Source organism: Microbispora sp. CA-135349 (genome assembly GCF_050947365.1).
Lineage (GTDB): Bacteria > Actinomycetota > Actinomycetes > Streptosporangiales > Streptosporangiaceae > Microbispora.
The window spans coordinates 7,620,527-7,635,578 of record NZ_CP192001.1; the positions used below are offsets into that span (position 1 = coordinate 7,620,527).

13 protein-coding genes are annotated in these 15,052 nt (G+C 71.5%); 7 read left to right on the plus strand and 6 right to left on the minus strand.

Annotated features, from left to right (window positions below; translation table 11 throughout):
* Positions 1-79 precede the first annotated feature (79 nt).
* Positions 80-1,921, minus strand: a complete 1,842-nt coding sequence (asnB, locus tag ACQPZZ_RS35115) for an asparagine synthase (glutamine-hydrolyzing) (RefSeq protein ID WP_432926191.1) — start codon at positions 1,919-1,921, stop codon at positions 80-82.
* Between the two features lie 135 nt (positions 1,922-2,056).
* Here asnB and ACQPZZ_RS35120 point away from each other — a divergent pair, with 135 nt between their 5' ends.
* Positions 2,057-2,332, plus strand: a complete 276-nt coding sequence (locus ACQPZZ_RS35120; RefSeq protein WP_432926193.1) for an exodeoxyribonuclease VII small subunit — start codon at positions 2,057-2,059, stop codon at positions 2,330-2,332.
* Positions 2,333-2,482: 150 nt separating this feature from the next.
* Here ACQPZZ_RS35120 and ACQPZZ_RS35125 read toward each other — a convergent pair whose 3' ends face one another.
* On the minus strand, positions 2,483-2,872 hold the full coding sequence (locus tag ACQPZZ_RS35125) for a RidA family protein (RefSeq protein WP_432926195.1): 390 nt from the start codon (positions 2,870-2,872) through the stop codon (positions 2,483-2,485).
* Positions 2,873-2,945: 73 nt separating this feature from the next.
* Here ACQPZZ_RS35125 and ACQPZZ_RS35130 point away from each other — a divergent pair, with 73 nt between their 5' ends.
* Positions 2,946-3,887, plus strand: a complete 942-nt coding sequence (locus ACQPZZ_RS35130) for a LysR family transcriptional regulator (protein ID WP_432926197.1) — start codon at positions 2,946-2,948, stop codon at positions 3,885-3,887.
* On the opposite strand, the gene ACQPZZ_RS35135 is transcribed toward ACQPZZ_RS35130, so the two are convergent.
* Positions 3,876-4,424, minus strand: a complete 549-nt coding sequence (locus ACQPZZ_RS35135; RefSeq protein WP_432926199.1) for a DUF4245 domain-containing protein — start codon at positions 4,422-4,424, stop codon at positions 3,876-3,878. The two genes, ACQPZZ_RS35130 and ACQPZZ_RS35135, sit on opposite strands and share 12 nt — an antisense overlap.
* 46 nt (positions 4,425-4,470) lie before the next feature.
* On the minus strand, positions 4,471-5,064 hold the full coding sequence (locus tag ACQPZZ_RS35140; protein ID WP_363644681.1) for a TetR/AcrR family transcriptional regulator: 594 nt from the start codon (positions 5,062-5,064) through the stop codon (positions 4,471-4,473).
* Between the two features lie 146 nt (positions 5,065-5,210).
* Here ACQPZZ_RS35140 and glpX point away from each other — a divergent pair, with 146 nt between their 5' ends.
* A complete protein-coding gene (gene glpX / locus ACQPZZ_RS35145; RefSeq protein WP_432926201.1) occupies positions 5,211-6,239 on the plus strand; it encodes a class II fructose-bisphosphatase in 1,029 nt (342 codons plus the stop codon).
* On the opposite strand, the gene ACQPZZ_RS35150 is transcribed toward glpX, so the two are convergent.
* Positions 6,236-6,883: a DUF1707 SHOCT-like domain-containing protein gene (locus tag ACQPZZ_RS35150; protein WP_432926203.1), complete on the minus strand. Its 648-nt coding sequence runs from the start codon at positions 6,881-6,883 to the stop codon at positions 6,236-6,238. The two genes, glpX and ACQPZZ_RS35150, sit on opposite strands and share 4 nt — an antisense overlap.
* A gap of 106 nt (positions 6,884-6,989) precedes the next feature.
* Between ACQPZZ_RS35150 and ACQPZZ_RS35155 the strand changes: the two genes are divergently transcribed.
* Both ACQPZZ_RS35155 and ACQPZZ_RS35160 read left to right on the plus strand, forming a co-directional pair.
* Entirely contained in the window at positions 6,990-9,380 is a 2,391-nt protein-coding gene (locus ACQPZZ_RS35155; protein ID WP_432926205.1) for an ATP-binding protein, read from the plus strand.
* A 157-nt stretch (positions 9,381-9,537) separates the two neighbouring features.
* Positions 9,538-10,752 (plus strand): MFS transporter, encoded by a 1,215-nt coding sequence (locus ACQPZZ_RS35160; RefSeq protein ID WP_432926207.1) that lies wholly within the window; start codon positions 9,538-9,540, stop codon positions 10,750-10,752.
* Here the strand turns inward: ACQPZZ_RS35160 and ACQPZZ_RS35165 are convergent.
* The gene (locus ACQPZZ_RS35165; RefSeq protein WP_432926209.1) at positions 10,742-12,103 is read right to left on the minus strand and encodes a PLP-dependent aminotransferase family protein; all 1,362 of its coding nucleotides are present in this window, start codon (positions 12,101-12,103) and stop codon (positions 10,742-10,744) included. The two genes, ACQPZZ_RS35160 and ACQPZZ_RS35165, sit on opposite strands and share 11 nt — an antisense overlap.
* Before the next feature lie 67 nt (positions 12,104-12,170).
* Here ACQPZZ_RS35165 and ACQPZZ_RS35170 point away from each other — a divergent pair, with 67 nt between their 5' ends.
* Positions 12,171-13,097, plus strand: coding sequence for a DMT family transporter (locus ACQPZZ_RS35170; RefSeq protein ID WP_432926211.1), 927 nt, complete (start codon positions 12,171-12,173; stop codon positions 13,095-13,097).
* A 298-nt stretch (positions 13,098-13,395) separates the two neighbouring features.
* Positions 13,396-15,048 (plus strand): fumarate hydratase, encoded by a 1,653-nt coding sequence (locus ACQPZZ_RS35175; protein ID WP_432926213.1) that lies wholly within the window; start codon positions 13,396-13,398, stop codon positions 15,046-15,048.
* Positions 15,049-15,052: the final 4 nt, after the last annotated feature.

Below are 15,052 nucleotides of genomic sequence, written 5' to 3' on the forward strand. Positions count from 1 at the left end.
CCGCAAGATCACGGACGGTAGATGACCAGGTCCTCCTGTACGCGTGCGATCAACTACAAGATCACGCGCGGGGGGTGGGTCAGATCGCGAGGCTGACGTCGTAGGCGCCGAGCCAGGCGTTCATCTGCAGGATGCCCTCCAGCGACGTCCGGGCGCCCTGGAGGCTCACCGCACCCAGGGGCTGGTCGAGCATCGTGCGCACCTTGCCCGCGTCGACCAGGCAGCCGATGGCCGGGTCCCCGTCGAGCACCCGGGTCACCTCGGCGCGCAGCGCGCGCTCGTACGCCGGGTCCTGCGTCGAGGGGTACGGCACCTTGCGGCGCTCGACCACCGACCGGGGCAGCACGTCCGCCGTGGCGGCGCGCAGCAGGCTCTTCTCGTGCCCGTCGAAGGTCTTCATGGCCCAGGGGGCGTTGAAGACGTACTCGACCAGGCGATGGTCGCAGAACGGCACCCGGACCTCGAGGCCCACGGCCATGCTCATGCGGTCCTTCCGGTCGAGCAGGATCTGCACGAACCGGGTCAGGTGCAGGTAGCTGATCTCCCGCATCCGCTTCTGCAGCCCGGTCTCCCCCTGCACGCGGGGCACCTCGGCCAGCGCCCGCTGGTAGCTGTCGGCGCGGTACGCGGGGAGGTCGAGCTTGCGCAGCAGTTCCTCGTTCAGGAACTCGCCCCGGCTGGACAGTCCCGTCTGGCCCTGTATGGCGAGCCACGGGAAGGTGCCCGAGTTGACGGCCTCGGGGTCGTGGAACCACCGGTAGCCGCCGAACACCTCGTCGGCGGACTCCCCCGACAGCGCCACCGTCGAGTGCCCTCTGATCGCCTTGAAAAGCAGGTAGAGCGAGGTGTCCATGTCGCCGATGCCGAGGGGGAGGTCCCTCGCCCGCAGCACGGCCGCACGGACGGCGGGATCCATGAGGTCGCCCGAGTCCAGCACGATGTCCGTGTGGTCGGAGCCGACGTGCCGCACGACGTCGTGGACGTACGGCGTGTCCGGCGTGTCGCGCATGTCGTCGGCCTGGAAGTTCTCGCTGTAGCCGGTGAAGTCGACGGAGAACGACCGCACCGCGCCCTGGCCGGCGAGCGCACGGGCGGCCAGCGCGGTGACCGCGCTGGAGTCGAGACCGCCGGACAGCAGCGTGCACAGCGGCACGTCGGAGATGAGCTGCCGCTCGATGATGTCGTCGAGCAGCTCCCGCACGGTCCGGATGGTGGTCTGCAGGTCGTCGGTGTGCTCGCGGGCCTCCAGCCGCCAGTAGCGGCGCTTGCTCAGGCCCTCGCGCCGCACCTTCACGACCTGGCCGGGCCGCACCTCGTACATCCCGCGGAAGACGGCGCACTCCGGCGTCTTGACGAACGCCAGGATCTCGCGGAGGCCGTCGGCGTCGATCACCCGCTCGGCGAGCGGGTTGGCCAGGATGGCCTTGGGCTCCGAGCCGAACAGGACCCCGTTGGACGTCGGGTAGTAGTACAGGGGCTTGATCCCCATACGGTCGCGCACGAGCAGCAGTTCCTCGCGGCGGGCGTCCCAGATGGCGAAGGCGTACATGCCGTTGAGGCGGGAGACGAAGCCCTCACCCCATTCGAGGTACGCCTCCAGGACGACCTCGGTGTCGCTCTGCGTCCGGAACCGGTGCCCGCGCTGTTCGAGCTCGGCACGCAGCTCCCTGAAGTTGTAGACCTCGCCGCTGTAGGTGAGCGCGGCCACGACCTCGCCCTCGGCCTCGGCGGTCATGGGCTGGCGCCCGCCCTCGATGTCGATGATGGCCAGCCGCCGGTGGCCGAACGCGACGTGCGCAGCGAGCCACGCCCCCTCGGCGTCGGGCCCCCGGCACGCCATCGTGTCCGTCATGGCCTGCAGGGCCTCCCGTTCGCGACGAAGGTCGCGTCCGTAGTCCACCCAGCCGCTGATTCCACACATGAAGATGACCCCCCGATCATCGCCCCCGAAGATGGTTAGTACACCTAAATAACGGACTAATCACCCCATTTATGCCCATAGCGGACAGGTTGAAGAGGTCCCCGGAGTGTCGGTCCCCGCCTCTAAGGTGGGGACGTGGCTGAGGACAAGCAGACCCCGTCGGACAAGCAGACGCCGTCGAACGAGCAGACGCCGTCGTATGAGAAGGCCCGCGAGGAGCTGACCGAGGTGGTGCGCCGGCTGGAGACCGGCGGGCTCACACTGGAGCAGTCGATTGAGCTGTGGGAGCGGGGAGAGAGGCTGGCCGCGATCTGCGAAGAGTGGCTTCAGGGCGCCCGCGCGAAGCTGGCCGCCGCGATGGCCCAGCGCCAGGAGCCCCAGCCCAACGGCCCCGAAGAGGCCCCCTTCTGACCAGACCCTTCTCAGGCGTCCCACGGGTGGCCAGGCGGGACGGCACGGCGCGCAGCAACACATCGCGGTCGACCAGCTGATTGGCGAGCAGGTCCGTGGCCAGGCCGGGCGTGCGGGGCAGCATGCCTTGCAGATCCTCCGGCCGGGCCGTCAGATGCCGGGCCGCCGTGCGTCCACCTCGATTTCGATCTTCATGCGGGGGTCGGCCAGGCCGCACTGCATCATCGTGGCCGCCGGCCGTACGTCGCCGAAGCGGCGGCGCAGGACCGGCCAGCACGGCTCGAAGTCGGCCCGCTCGGGCAGCAGGTAGCGCACCCGCACCACGTCGGCGAACGTGCACCCCGCCTCGGCCAGTGCCGCTTCGATGTTCCGCAGGCACTGCTCGGCCTGCTCCACCGCGTCCTCGGAGATGGTCATGGTGGTGTAGTCGAAACCGGTCGTCCCGGACACGTGCACCCGGTCGCCGTCCACCACGGCACGGGCATAGCCGATCTGCTCCTCGAACGTCGAACCGCCGAGGATCGCGCGTCGCTCTGTCATGCGCCGAACGCTAGGCCGACGCATGCCGATACGTCTAATACGTCTTCGGAGAGTTCCTGATATCTGTAGGCGTATGGAGCGTCCCGAACTCCCCCTGGCGCAGTTGCACGCCTTCGCCGTGCTCGCCGAGGAACTGCACTTCGGCCATGCGGCGGCCCGTCTGGGAATCGCCCAGCCACCGCTCAGCCAGCAGATCCGCCGCCTGGAGGACAAGGTGGGCCACCCGCTGTTCACGCGGGAACCGGGTCGTGTCGCCCTCACCGCGGCGGGTCGCGAACTGCTGCCGGCCGCCCGGCGCGCCCTCGCCGATCTCGCCGACGGGCTGGCCGCCGCCCGGGCCGCCGGCAGCGGCCGGACCGGCCGCCTGCGGATCGGCTTCGCCGCCTCCGCCGCCCTGACCGTCCTGCCCGGTTTGCTGCGCGCGTTCCGGGAGCGCTACCCCGACGTCCGGCTGGACATCCGCGAGATGACCACCGCTCCGCAGATCGCCGCTCTGCGCGACAAGGTCATCGACGTCGGCCTGCTGCGCGAACCCCCTTCTGCCCACGCCGCCGGCGACTCCGCTGACGACACCGCCGACGCAGCGGGCCTGAACTTCAGGACGGTGCTCACCGAGCCCTTCGTGGCCGTGCTGCCGTCCTCCCACCCGCTGGCCGCCCCGCGGACCGTACGGCTCGCGCGACTGGCGGACTCGCCCTTCGTGCTCCTGCCCCGCGCGGCCGGACCGGGACTCCACGACCAGATCGTCGGCCTGTGCGAGGCGGCGGGCTTCACCCCCCGGGTCGTGCAGCGCGCGGTGGAGTGGCAGACCGTGTGCGCCCTCGTGGAGACCGGCCTGGGCGTCTCCCTTGCCCCGGCGAGCATCCGGCGCATCCGGCTGAAGGGCGTCGCCTTCCGCCCGGTCGAGCCCAACGCGCGCACCCGGGTCGCCGTCGGCTGGCGCGAGGACGACCGGAGCCCCCTGGTCGCGCATCTGCTGGCGGCCTTCGGGCGGGATCCGGAATCAGCCGGCTGACGGAACGGGAGAGGGTGTGGCCTGGGGGGCGAGGGTCCGGGCGAGGGCGGTCAGTTCGTCCCAGTCGGCCGATCCGGTGACGACCACCGCGTGATCGGGGAAGACGCGGACCAGCGTGCGCTGGTTCTTGTCCTGGCGGAACCGCTCCTCCCAGGTCACACCGTCGATCTGACGGCTTCCGCCGGGCTTGTCGGTGTTGGCCATGCGGTTGACGAATTCAGCGGCCGGTTTCTCGTCGCTCTGGGCGAGCATGGCGTGCTGCCGCTTGGCGGTCGCGAACCCCAGCCGCCATGTCACAACGCCGTTCTTCTGGCTCAGCGACGAGCTGTTGGGCACCCAGTTGGGCAGCACCTGGTTCGGAGCGACGACCTCGTACGGCGCCGTGCGCGCCGCGTTGACCTGGTCGATGGAGAAGTCCACCCGCGGGATGTGCTCGGTGCGGCTCTGCGGCGTGATGAGCAGGAACACTCCGACGGCGGCGAGGCAGACGAAGAGCGCGAAGGCGTAGCCGTACAGACCCTGGGTGAATCGTCCCACGTAATGCGAGATTAGTCGGTGGGGCGGGCGGTGGCCGTACCGGCCGTCAGGGATGCCGAATATCGCCGATGATGCGAAGAGCGTCCTCGGCCATGCGGTGCGCCGTCTCCGGGTCGTCGGACAGCGTCACCTCCTGTACGACGGCCGCCAGGGCGCCGGTGACGACGACGACCAGGGCGTCCTCGTGCTCGAACAACGCCGCGGTGCGCCTGGCCCACTGCCGGAGGCGGTCACGCATGATGACCTCGAAACCGGGCGGGGCGTCGCCGCGCAGGAAGAGCGCCGCGAGCTCGCGCTCGGCGAGGCAGCCTTCCAGGTAGGCCCGCGCGGCGGCGAGGAACTGGGGCATCGGGTCGGTCTCCCCGGCCGCCCGCGCCTCCTGCACCGCCTGCCGGGTGCGCTGGGTCTGCCGCTTCTGGAACTCCTCGAACAGCGTCAGGTAGAGGTCGGCCTTGCCGGAGAAGTGGTGGTACAGGCTGCCGACGCTGGCGCCGGCCCTGGCCACGACGTCGGTGACGCCCGCTTCGGCGAAGCCGCTCGTGATGAACGTCTCCTTCGCGGCCTCCAGGAGGGCTCCCCGTGTCGCGGCGCCGCGCTCCGACGTGCGCATCGTCACTGGTCGTTCGGTGTCGCTGCTCATGCGGCGACGATATCCCCGACCCGTCCGCTCCGGGGGGGCACGCCCGCAAACGGCCTCCTACCTGGCCCGACAGGTTCAGACCAATCGGACAGGAACGGCTTGGCGAACTACGATCGCTGGAACGGCACCTGCCCGGAAGGGGATCGATGGCTGATCACGTACCGGCCGCTCTGGCGACGGGAGAACGCGCACCCGACCGCAACCTGGCTCTGGAACTGGTCAGGGTGACCGAGGCGGCGGCGATGGCGGCCGCGCGCTGGGTGGGGCGCGGCGACAAGAACGGGGCGGACGGCGCCGCTGTGAACGCCATGCGCCAACTCATCAACACGGTCTCGATGAAGGGCGTCGTGGTGATCGGCGAGGGCGAGAAGGACAACGCCCCGATGCTCTACAACGGCGAGGAGGTCGGCGACGGGACCGGCCCCGGGTGCGACGTCGCCGTGGACCCGATCGACGGCACCCGGTTGTGCGCGCTCGGCATGAACAACGCGATCTCCGTGATCGCGGTCGGCGAGCGCGGCTCGATGTACGACCCCTCCGCGGTGTTCTACATGGAGAAGCTGGTCACCGGTCAGCAGGCGGCCGAGCACGTGGACATCGACGCACCGGTGGCCGACAACATCCGCGCCGTGGCGCGGGCCAAGGGCGCCAAACCGTCCGACGTCACCGTGGTGATCCTCGACCGGCCCCGGCACGAGCGGATCGTCAAGGAGATCCGGGAGACCGGCGCCCGGATCCGTTTCATCACCGACGGCGACGTGGCCGGCGCGATCATGGCGGCGCGCAACGGCACCGGTGTCGACCTGATGCTCGGCATCGGCGGCACCCCCGAGGGCATCGTCGCCGCCTGCGCGCTCAAGTGCATGGGCGGCGTCATCCAGGGCAAGCTGTGGCCGCGCGACGAGGAGGAGCGCCGCAAGGCCCTCGACGCCGGGCTCGGCCTCGGCCAGGTGCTCACCACCGACGACCTCGTACGCTCCGACGACGTGTTCTTCGCCGCGACCGGCATCACCGACGGCGAGCTGATGCACGGCGTGCGGTTCCAGGGCGGCGCGGCGGTCACGCACTCCCTCGTCATGCGCGGGCGGTCCGGCACGATCCGGAAGATCGAGAGCGAGCACCAGCTCTGGAAGCTCGGCGCCTACAGCGCGATCAACTTCGACACGGCCGTCTAACGGCCGAACAGGCGGCGGCGGGGGCGCTTCGGCGAGCGGGCGACGACCTTTCCGCCGAAGACGAACCCGGCGAGCTCGATCACGGGTGCGTCCGGCGCGAAATCGGTCACGCCCGGCGGGAGCCGTACCTCGTTCCTGAGCGACCGGACGCGGGCGTCCGGGGCGGTCACGATCCGCACGCCCTCGGGAACCGTCAGGTTGACCGTGCCGGCCATGACGGCGAGCTGCACCACCACGTGCCGTGACTGGAGCAGCGCCTCGCACAGGTCCATCGAGACGGTGCCGCCCAGGGAGGTCACCGGCACCTGGGAGGGCACGACCCACCGGCCGCCCCGGGTCTCCGTACGGAAGAAGGCGGTGACGGGGCGGCTGTCCATGCGGAACGGCTGGCTCTCCGGCGGTAGCAGGTCCACGGTCAGCTCGGCCAGCTCGCCGAGGGTCCGCGCGGCCCAGACGCGCTCCACCCGCTCCTCGTGCTCCAGCGGCGTGAGCCGCCCGTCGGTGACGGCGTCCACGAGCACCTCGATGATCCGCTCCCGGTCCGCGTCGGAGGCCCGCAGCAGGGAGGGGTCGGGCGTGTCCGGGGTGCGTGGCGAGAGGAAGGCGGAGATCCACTTCACGGCTGAGGACTCGCTGCTGCTCACACCATCGAGAGTAAGCGGTCCTCGCGCGGCGGTCACCACTCGACGCGGCACCCGGTGCCGGGCCCCCGCGTTGACCGGGCACTTCGTGGCCGCTTAGCGTGAGGAGGTGGTCGCGGGGGCGGTGACACGGCAGGTCGGCAACCTTCCGGCCGACCTGACCAGCTTCGTCGGCCGTAGGCGCGAGCTGGCCGAGATCAGGCGGCTGCTCGCCGCGTCGCGCCTGGTGACCCTGACGGGGGTGGGCGGCGTCGGCAAGACCCGGCTGGCCCTGCGGGCGGCCGCCGAGCAGCGCCGCGCGTTCGACAGCGTCTGGCTGGTGGACCTGAGCACGGTCACCGATCCCGGGCTCGTCACGGAGACGGTGGCGGCCACCATGGGCGTGCGGGACGAGGCGTCGGCCTGCCCCGCGGACGCGCTGGAGCAGGTGCTGTCCTCGCAGCGGACCCTGCTCATACTGGACAACTGCGAGCATCTGCGTGACGCGTGCGCCGTGCTCGCCGACCGGCTCCTGCGCGCGGCCCCCGAGCTGCGCATCCTCACGACGAGCCGGCAGTCGCTCGGCATCACCGGCGAACACCAGATGAAGATCCCGCCGTTGCCCGTCCCCGAGCCGGACCGGCCGCTGAACCGCAGGTCGCTGGAGTTGTACGACGGGGTCAGCCTGCTGACGGAACGGGCGGCGGCGGTGCTGCCCGGCTTCGCCGTGACCGAGGACAACCAGGCGGCCGTCGCCGAGCTGTGCCGCCAGCTCGACGGCATCCCCCTGGCCATCGAGCTCGCCGCGGTGCGGCTGCGGACCCTGTCGGTGAACGCGCTCGTCGAGCGCCTTCGCGATCGCTACCGCCTGCTCACCGGAGGCAGCAGTACGGCCGTGCCACGACAGCAGACACTGCACGCGCTGGTCGACTGGAGCTTCCAGCTGCTGCCCGGCGCCGAGCGGACGTTGTGGACCCGGCTGTCCATCTTCCCCTCGCATTTCGACCTGGACGCCGTCGAGGCGGTCTGCACCGGTGACGGGATCGAACGGGACGACGTGCTCGATCTGCTCGACGCGTTGCTGGACAAGTCGCTGCTGCTGCGCGAGGAGCACGCCGGCGCGGTCCGCTACCGCATGCTCGACACGCTGCGCGAGTTCGGCCGCAAGCGGCTCGGGGGGCCGGCGGAGCGCCGGTCGCTCCAGCGGAGGCACCGGGATCACTACCTCCTGCTGACGCGGCAGGCCGCCGACGAGTGGTTCGGCCCCGACCAGTTCTCCTGGTCCAGGCGGCTCAACCTGGAGCAGGCGAACCTCCGCGCCGCGATGGACTTCTGCCTGCAGGAGCCCTGCGAGGCGGAGACCGGGCTGCGCCTGGCGACCCTGCTCATCGAGCCCTACTGGACAACCAACGCCTTCTACAACGAGGGTCGCCACTGGCTCGACCGCATGCTGGCGGCGACGCCGGAACGCACCGGGCTGCGCGCCTGCGCTCTGCTCTTCGACGCCTTCCTGGCGCTCACGCAGGGGGACACCGCGGCGGGCCTCCCGCTTCTCGACGAGGGCCGGGCGCTGGCCGAGGAACTGGGCGATCCGGAGATCCTGGCGTACGTGTCCCTGATCGCCGGGCTGGCGGCGCACTACAGGGGCGACTACACGAGCTGCGCCGAACTGCTGAACCTGGCCCTCGTTGAACAGGAGGCCGCGGGTCACAAGAACGGGATACTGTCGTCGCTGACCACGCTGGCGGCGACATTGGGCCAGCTCGGCGACCACGAGCGCGCGACGGAGCTGTTCGAGCGGAGCATCGAGCTGACCAGCAGACACGGGGAGAAAGTCGGCCGGGCCTGGGCTCTGACGTTCTTCGCGATCTACCTGTGGCAGTACGGCGACGACGAGCGGGCGACCGCACTGGCGCGCGAGGGGCTGGCTCTGGGCCGCGACTTCGGCGACCGGCTGAACGCCGCGACGAACCTGCAGACGCTCGCCTGGATCCTCACGAGGAAAGGCCGTCACGCGGACGCCGCGCGGCTCTTGGGAGCCGTTGAGGAGATCGGACGCACGATGGGCCTGACCGCGACCAGGGTCAAGCGGCTCGCCGAGTTCCACGAGAGCTGCCTGGCCACGCTCCGGAGCAGGATGGGAGACAAGGCCCTCGGCCTGGAGTTGCGCCGGGGCCGCCGGATGACGCCGGACGAGGCGATCGAGGAGGCGCTCGGCGACCGGATCGAGGCCGGGCGCACGCGCGCGGACGAGACGCTCGTGGAGGCCGAGCCCACGCGGCCACGACGCCCCCCGGCGGCGGACTCGACGGCCGAGCCGTCCCCGCTCACCCGGCGCGAGCGGGAGATCGCCGAGCTGATCGCGCAGGGACGAAGCAACAAGGAGATCGCCTCCGCCCTCGTCATCTCGCAGCGCACGGTCGAGGGCCACGTCGAGCACATCCTGGACAAGCTCGGCTTCGCCTCCCGCGCCCAGGTCGCCGCCTGGATGGCCGCACGGGAGGCAGGGGGCAGGCCCTGACCGGCGGCGCCGACCGGTGGCACCGGCCGGTCACACGGGCCGGTCACACGGGCCGATCACACAGGCCGGCGCACCCCATTGACCGGGCGGGTGACGGCTCCTACGCTGGCCAAAACTTGAACCCCCCTCATGTTCGCGGAGGCCCACGGTGCCACTTATGGACACGGTGCCCAATCCTCGCGATCGGCAGGCGCGGCTCGCCACGTTCGCGGTGTTCTTCGTGCAGGGCCTCACCTTCGCCACACTGCTCACCCAGGTGGCGGCGCTGCAGAAGAAGCACGGCCTGACGGACGGCGAGCTGACGATCCTGCTTCTCGTCGTCCCGGTCATCGCGGGGGCCGGGAGCGTGCTCGCGGGCGCCGCCGCGTCCCGGTGGGGCAGCCGCCTGATCCTGCGCGTGGTGCAGCCGCTCGCCTGCGCCGCCGTCGTGCTCGCGGGCCTCGCCCCGAACGTCCCCATGCTGGTGGCGGCCAACGTCCTGTTCGGCCTCGGCCTGGGCGGGGTGGACGCGGGCATGAACATGCAGGGCGTCGCGGTCGAACGGCAGTACGGCAGGGCGGTGCTCACCGGGTTTCACGCCCTGTGGAGCGTCGCGGCGGTCATCGGGTCGTTGTGGGCCTCGGTGGCGGCCACGCTCGGCCTCGGCCTGCCCGTCACGTTCGCGATCGCCCTCGTTCCGGCCGCCGCGGTCGCCGTCGCCTCCTCGCTCCGGCTCTACCGGCCCGAGGAGGAACACCACGCGTCCGCGGCCCGGGACGAGGACCCGGCCGCCGGCACGCCGGCCGGGGTGGCGTGGCGCCCGATCATCCCCCTCTGCCTCGCGATGGCGTTCCTCTACGTCGGCGACTCGTCGGTCTCCAACTTCGGCACCGTCTTCATGGACAAGGTCCTGCACGCCTCGGCGACCGTGATCCCGCTGGCCCTGGGTGCCTACCAGCTCACCACGTTCCTGGTGCGCGTCGGCGGCGACCTCGCGGTGCGCAGGTGGGGCCCCGCGGCCATCGTGCGGGCCGGAGGCTCCGTCGCGGCACTGGGCTTCGTCGCGATCGTGGCGGCGCCGACGGTGCCGCTGGCGATCGCGGGCTTCGCCCTCACCGGGATCGGCCTGTCCGTCGTCGCCCCGCAGTCGTTCTCCGCGGCCGGCCGGCTCGACCCCGAGGGCACGGGCGTGGCGATCGCCAGGGTCAACATGTTCAACTACGTCGGGTTCATCGTCGGGGCCGCGGTCGTCGGGGGTGTCGCCGACGCCTCCGGTTTCCGCGTCGCCTTCGCCGCACCGCTCGTCCTCGCCGCCGCGATCATCCTGCTCGCACGCGGTTTCCAGCCGCGTGCGGCCGGCCCGGCACCCGCGGCCCCCGCCGTCACCTCCTGACGTCCCCCGCGAGGGCGCGTACGGCCTCGGTCACGCGGTGGGCCGGGAGGCGGGCGAAGCCGATCACCAGCCCCCGCGGGCCGTGGACCGGCGTCACGGCCTCCGCGGACAGGCCGGCGGCGCGGGCGGCCCGCACCAGGCCGTCCACGTCGCGCCCTCCGTCCGTCTCGGCGTACAGGTGCAGTCCCGCCGAGATCCCGTGCACGGTGATCCAGGGCAGATGCTCGGCCAGGGCGCCGGCGAGAGCGTCCCTGCGCCGCCGGTACTCCCGGCGCATCCGGCGCAGGTGCCGGTCGTACGCGCCGGCGTCGATGAAGTGGGCGAGCGCGTACTGGTCGAGGACCGGCGAGCCGAGGTCGAGCTCTCCGCGCGCGAGCCGTACGGCACGGGCGACGCGCGGGGGCGCCGCGATCCAGCCGAGCCGCAGCCCCGGGGCGAGGGCCTTGCTCACGCTGCCGGCGAGCACGACCCGGTCGGGCGCGAGGCCCTGCAGGCACCCGACCGGGTCTCGGTCGAAGCGGAACTCCGCGTCGTAGTCGTCTTCGAGCACGAGGGCGCCCGTGCGGGCCGCCCAGCCGATCAGCGCGGCGCGGCGGGCCGGGGACAGGACGACGCCGGTGGGGTACTGGTGCGCGGGGGTGACCACCACGGCGTCGGCGTCGCCCGGCAGGGCTTCGACGACGATCCCCTCGCGGTCGACGGGCACGGGGACGATGTCCGCCCCGGCGCGGCGGAGCAGCGGTATCTGGCGCGCACTCGTCGGGTCCTCCACAGCCAGGACGATCCCGCGGCCCCGGTCCCGCACCAGGGTCTGCACGACGAGGCTGAGCCCCTGCGCCACCCCGGTCACGACCACGACGTCGTCCGGTGACGCGTCGGCAGCGCGCACCCTGCCGAGGTAGGCGGCGAGTTCGCGGCGCAGAGCCGGCACACCGCCGGGGTCTCCGTAGTCGAGCGCGTCGTTGGGCAGCGTGGCCAGCACATGACGGACGGCGGCGAGCCACGCCTGCCGGGGAAAGAGGCCGAGGTCCGGCGACGTGGGCCGATGGCCATAGTGAGGCCGGCCCTCCCGATCGGCCGGGCTCTGCTCGACGGCCTGCCGCCCGGCCCCCGCCGCGACCCGGGTGCCCGCGCCCGTTCTGGAGTCGAGCACTCCCTCGGCCACCAGTTGCTCGTACGCCTCGACCACGACGCCGCGCGACAGGCCGAGATCGCGGGCGAGATCGCGGGTGGCGGGCAGGCGCGTGCCCGGGACGAGCCGCCCGGACCGGACGGCCTCCCGCACCTCACGGGCGATCTGCCCGGCGAGCCCGCCCGCGGTCCGGTCGACCACGAGATGAAGATCGGCCATTGGTCCACTCTAACGGCCTCCGATTGGACCATGAACCAGGACCAAGCCGTCCCTAGCATCACCTGACATGAACACTCACGTGACCGGAGCGGCGGGCGCGATGTTCCTCGTGGGGACCTTGGCGGCGGTCTCCGGCGTCATCGCGGACTACCCGGTCTACGGGGGTCAGGCGCTCCGCTACGCCCTCGCCGCCGTGATCCTGCTCGTCGTCGCCCGGGCACGCGGCCTCGGGCTCGTACGACTCCGGCCGCGCCAATGGGCGCTGCTCGCCGCGCTGTCGCTGACGGGACTCGTGCTGTTCAACGTCTGCGTGGTCGAGGCGACCCGCGCGGCCGGGCCGGCGCTGCCCGGCATCGTCCTCGGCACCGTGCCGCTGGCGCTCGCCCTCGTGGGCCCGATCGCCACCGGGGCGCGGCCGTCCCCTCGCGTGGTGGCCGCGGGTCTGGTGGTGGTCGCCGGGGCATCGCTGGCGACCGGCGCAGGCAGCGGCAACATCGCCGGACTGCTGTGGTCGCTGGGCGCCCTGCTCTGCGAACTGTGCTTTTCGTTGCTGGCCCTGCCGCTCCTGCCGCTGATCGGCCCCCTCAGGCTGTCGGCCTGGACGTCCGCGCTGGCGGTGCCGTTCCTGCTGGTCGCCGGCGTCGCCCTGGACGGCCGTCACGTGCTGCGCGTGCCGACGGCCGCGGAGGCGGGCGGCCTCGCCTACCTCGCCCTGGTGGTGACGACCGTGGCGTTCTTCCTGTGGTACCGCTCGCTGCCCCGCCTGGGCGCGGACCGGGCCGGGCTGTTCGCCGGGATGATCCCCGTCGGCGCGCTCGCCACGTCCGCCCTTCTGGGGGTCGCCGTCCCCTCCGCCGCCGACCTGGCGGGAGCGGCCCTCGTGATCAGCGGGATCGCCCTCGGGCTCCGCTCGCCCTCACCTCGTCTGCCCGCTCAGCCGGCCGCGGCTCCTCGCGGGGCTGCACTCGCGCCGCTGGAGGGGTCCACCAGGTGATGTCGCCGTCCTTGACCTGCCGCAACACGAGCGTCAGCAGCGACACCGCAAGGGCCACGAGAATGCCGATCGCGAAGATGACCATGACCCACAGTCCGCCGTCCATGGCCCCTCCCCTCTTTGTCCTCTGTCTCAATTATCCCGCTTTACGGCCGAATGTTCAGTATGAAGTTATTCAAAACCTACTCATAGCCCGGACATCATGACCGCGGCTCGCGCGCCGTACGCTGTGCAAAGACCATGGGCGGCCCGGTCGGCGGGCGCGCCCGACCAGGCAGACCACGAGGAACCGAGGACGATGCCGGAGTTCGACTACACCGACCTGCTCCCGCTTGGACCGGACGAGACGGAGTACCGCCTGATCACCAGCGAGGGGGTGCGGGTCACCGAGGCCGCCGGGCGCAGGTTCCTGGAGGTCGAGCCGGAGGCCCTGAGGCTGCTCACCGAGACCGCGATCCACGACATCTCGCACTATCTGCGGGCGTCCCACCTGGCCCAGCTCCGCAAGATCGTCGACGACCCCGAGTCGAGCGGCAACGACCGCTTCGTCGCCCTCGACCTGCTCAAGAACGCGAGCATCTCGGCCGGCGGCGTGCTGCCGATGTGCCAGGACACCGGGACCGCGATCGTCATGGGCAAGCGCGGCCGGCACGTGCTGACCGACGGCCGTGACGCCGAGCACCTCAGCCGCGGCGTGTACGACGCCTACACCAGGCTCAACCTGCGCTACTCCCAGATGGCGCCGCTGACCATGTGGGACGAGAAGAACACCGGCTCCAACCTGCCCGCCCAGATCGAGCTGTACGCCGAGGACCCGAACGGCCACCCGGACGAGTACAAGTTCCTGTTCATGGCCAAGGGCGGCGGCTCGGCCAACAAGTCGTTCCTCTACCAGGAGACCAAGGCGGTGCTCAACGAGAAGCGGATGCTCACCTTCCTCGAGGAGAAGATCCGCTCGCTCGGCACCGCCGCCTGCCCGCCGTACCATCTGGCGATCGTCGTGGGCGGCACCAGCGCGGAGTACGCCCTGAAGACCGCGAAGTACGCCTCGGCCCGCTACCTCGACTCGATCCCCACCGAGGGCTCGGCGAGCGGGCACGGCTTCCGCGACCTGGAGATGGAGAAGAAGGTCTTCGAGCTGACCCAGAAGCTGGGCATCGGGGCGCAGTTCGGCGGCAAGTACTTCTGCCACGACGTGCGGGTCATCCGCCTGCCGAGGCACGGCGCGTCCTGCCCGGTCGCGATCGCGGTGAGCTGCAGCGCGGACCGGCAGGCGCTGGCGAAGATCACGCCGGAGGGCGTCTTCCTCGAACAGCTGGAGACCGATCCCGCCCGGTTCCTTCCGGACACGACCGACGAGCACCTCGGCGGCGACGTGGTGAGCATCGACCTCAACCGCCCGATGCCGGAGATCCTGGCCGAGCTGAGCAGGTATCCGGTCAGGACCCGCCTGTCGCTCACCGGCCCGCTCGTCGTGGCCCGCGACATCGCCCACGCCAAGATCGCCGAACGGCTCGACGCCGGCGAGGACATGCCGCAGTACATGAAGGACCACGCGGTCTACTACGCCGGCCCCGCCAAGACCCCCGAGGGATACGCGTCCGGCTCCTTCGGGCCCACCACGGCCGGACGGATGGACTCCTACGTGGAGCGCTTCCAGGCGGCGGGCGGCTCGATGGTCATGCTGGCCAAGGGCAACCGGTCCAAGCAGGTCACCGAGGCGTGCCAGAAGTACGGCGGCTTCTACCTCGGATCGATCGGCGGCCCGGCGGCCCGGCTGGCCCAGGACTGCATCAAGAAGGTCGAGGTCCTGGAATATCCGGAGCTGGGCATGGAGGCGGTGTGGAAGATCGAGGTCGTGGACTTCCCCGCTTTCATCGTCGTCGACGACAAGGGAGACGACTTCTTCGCCGACACGACCGGTCCCGTCCTTACCATCGGGCGGCGCTGAACCT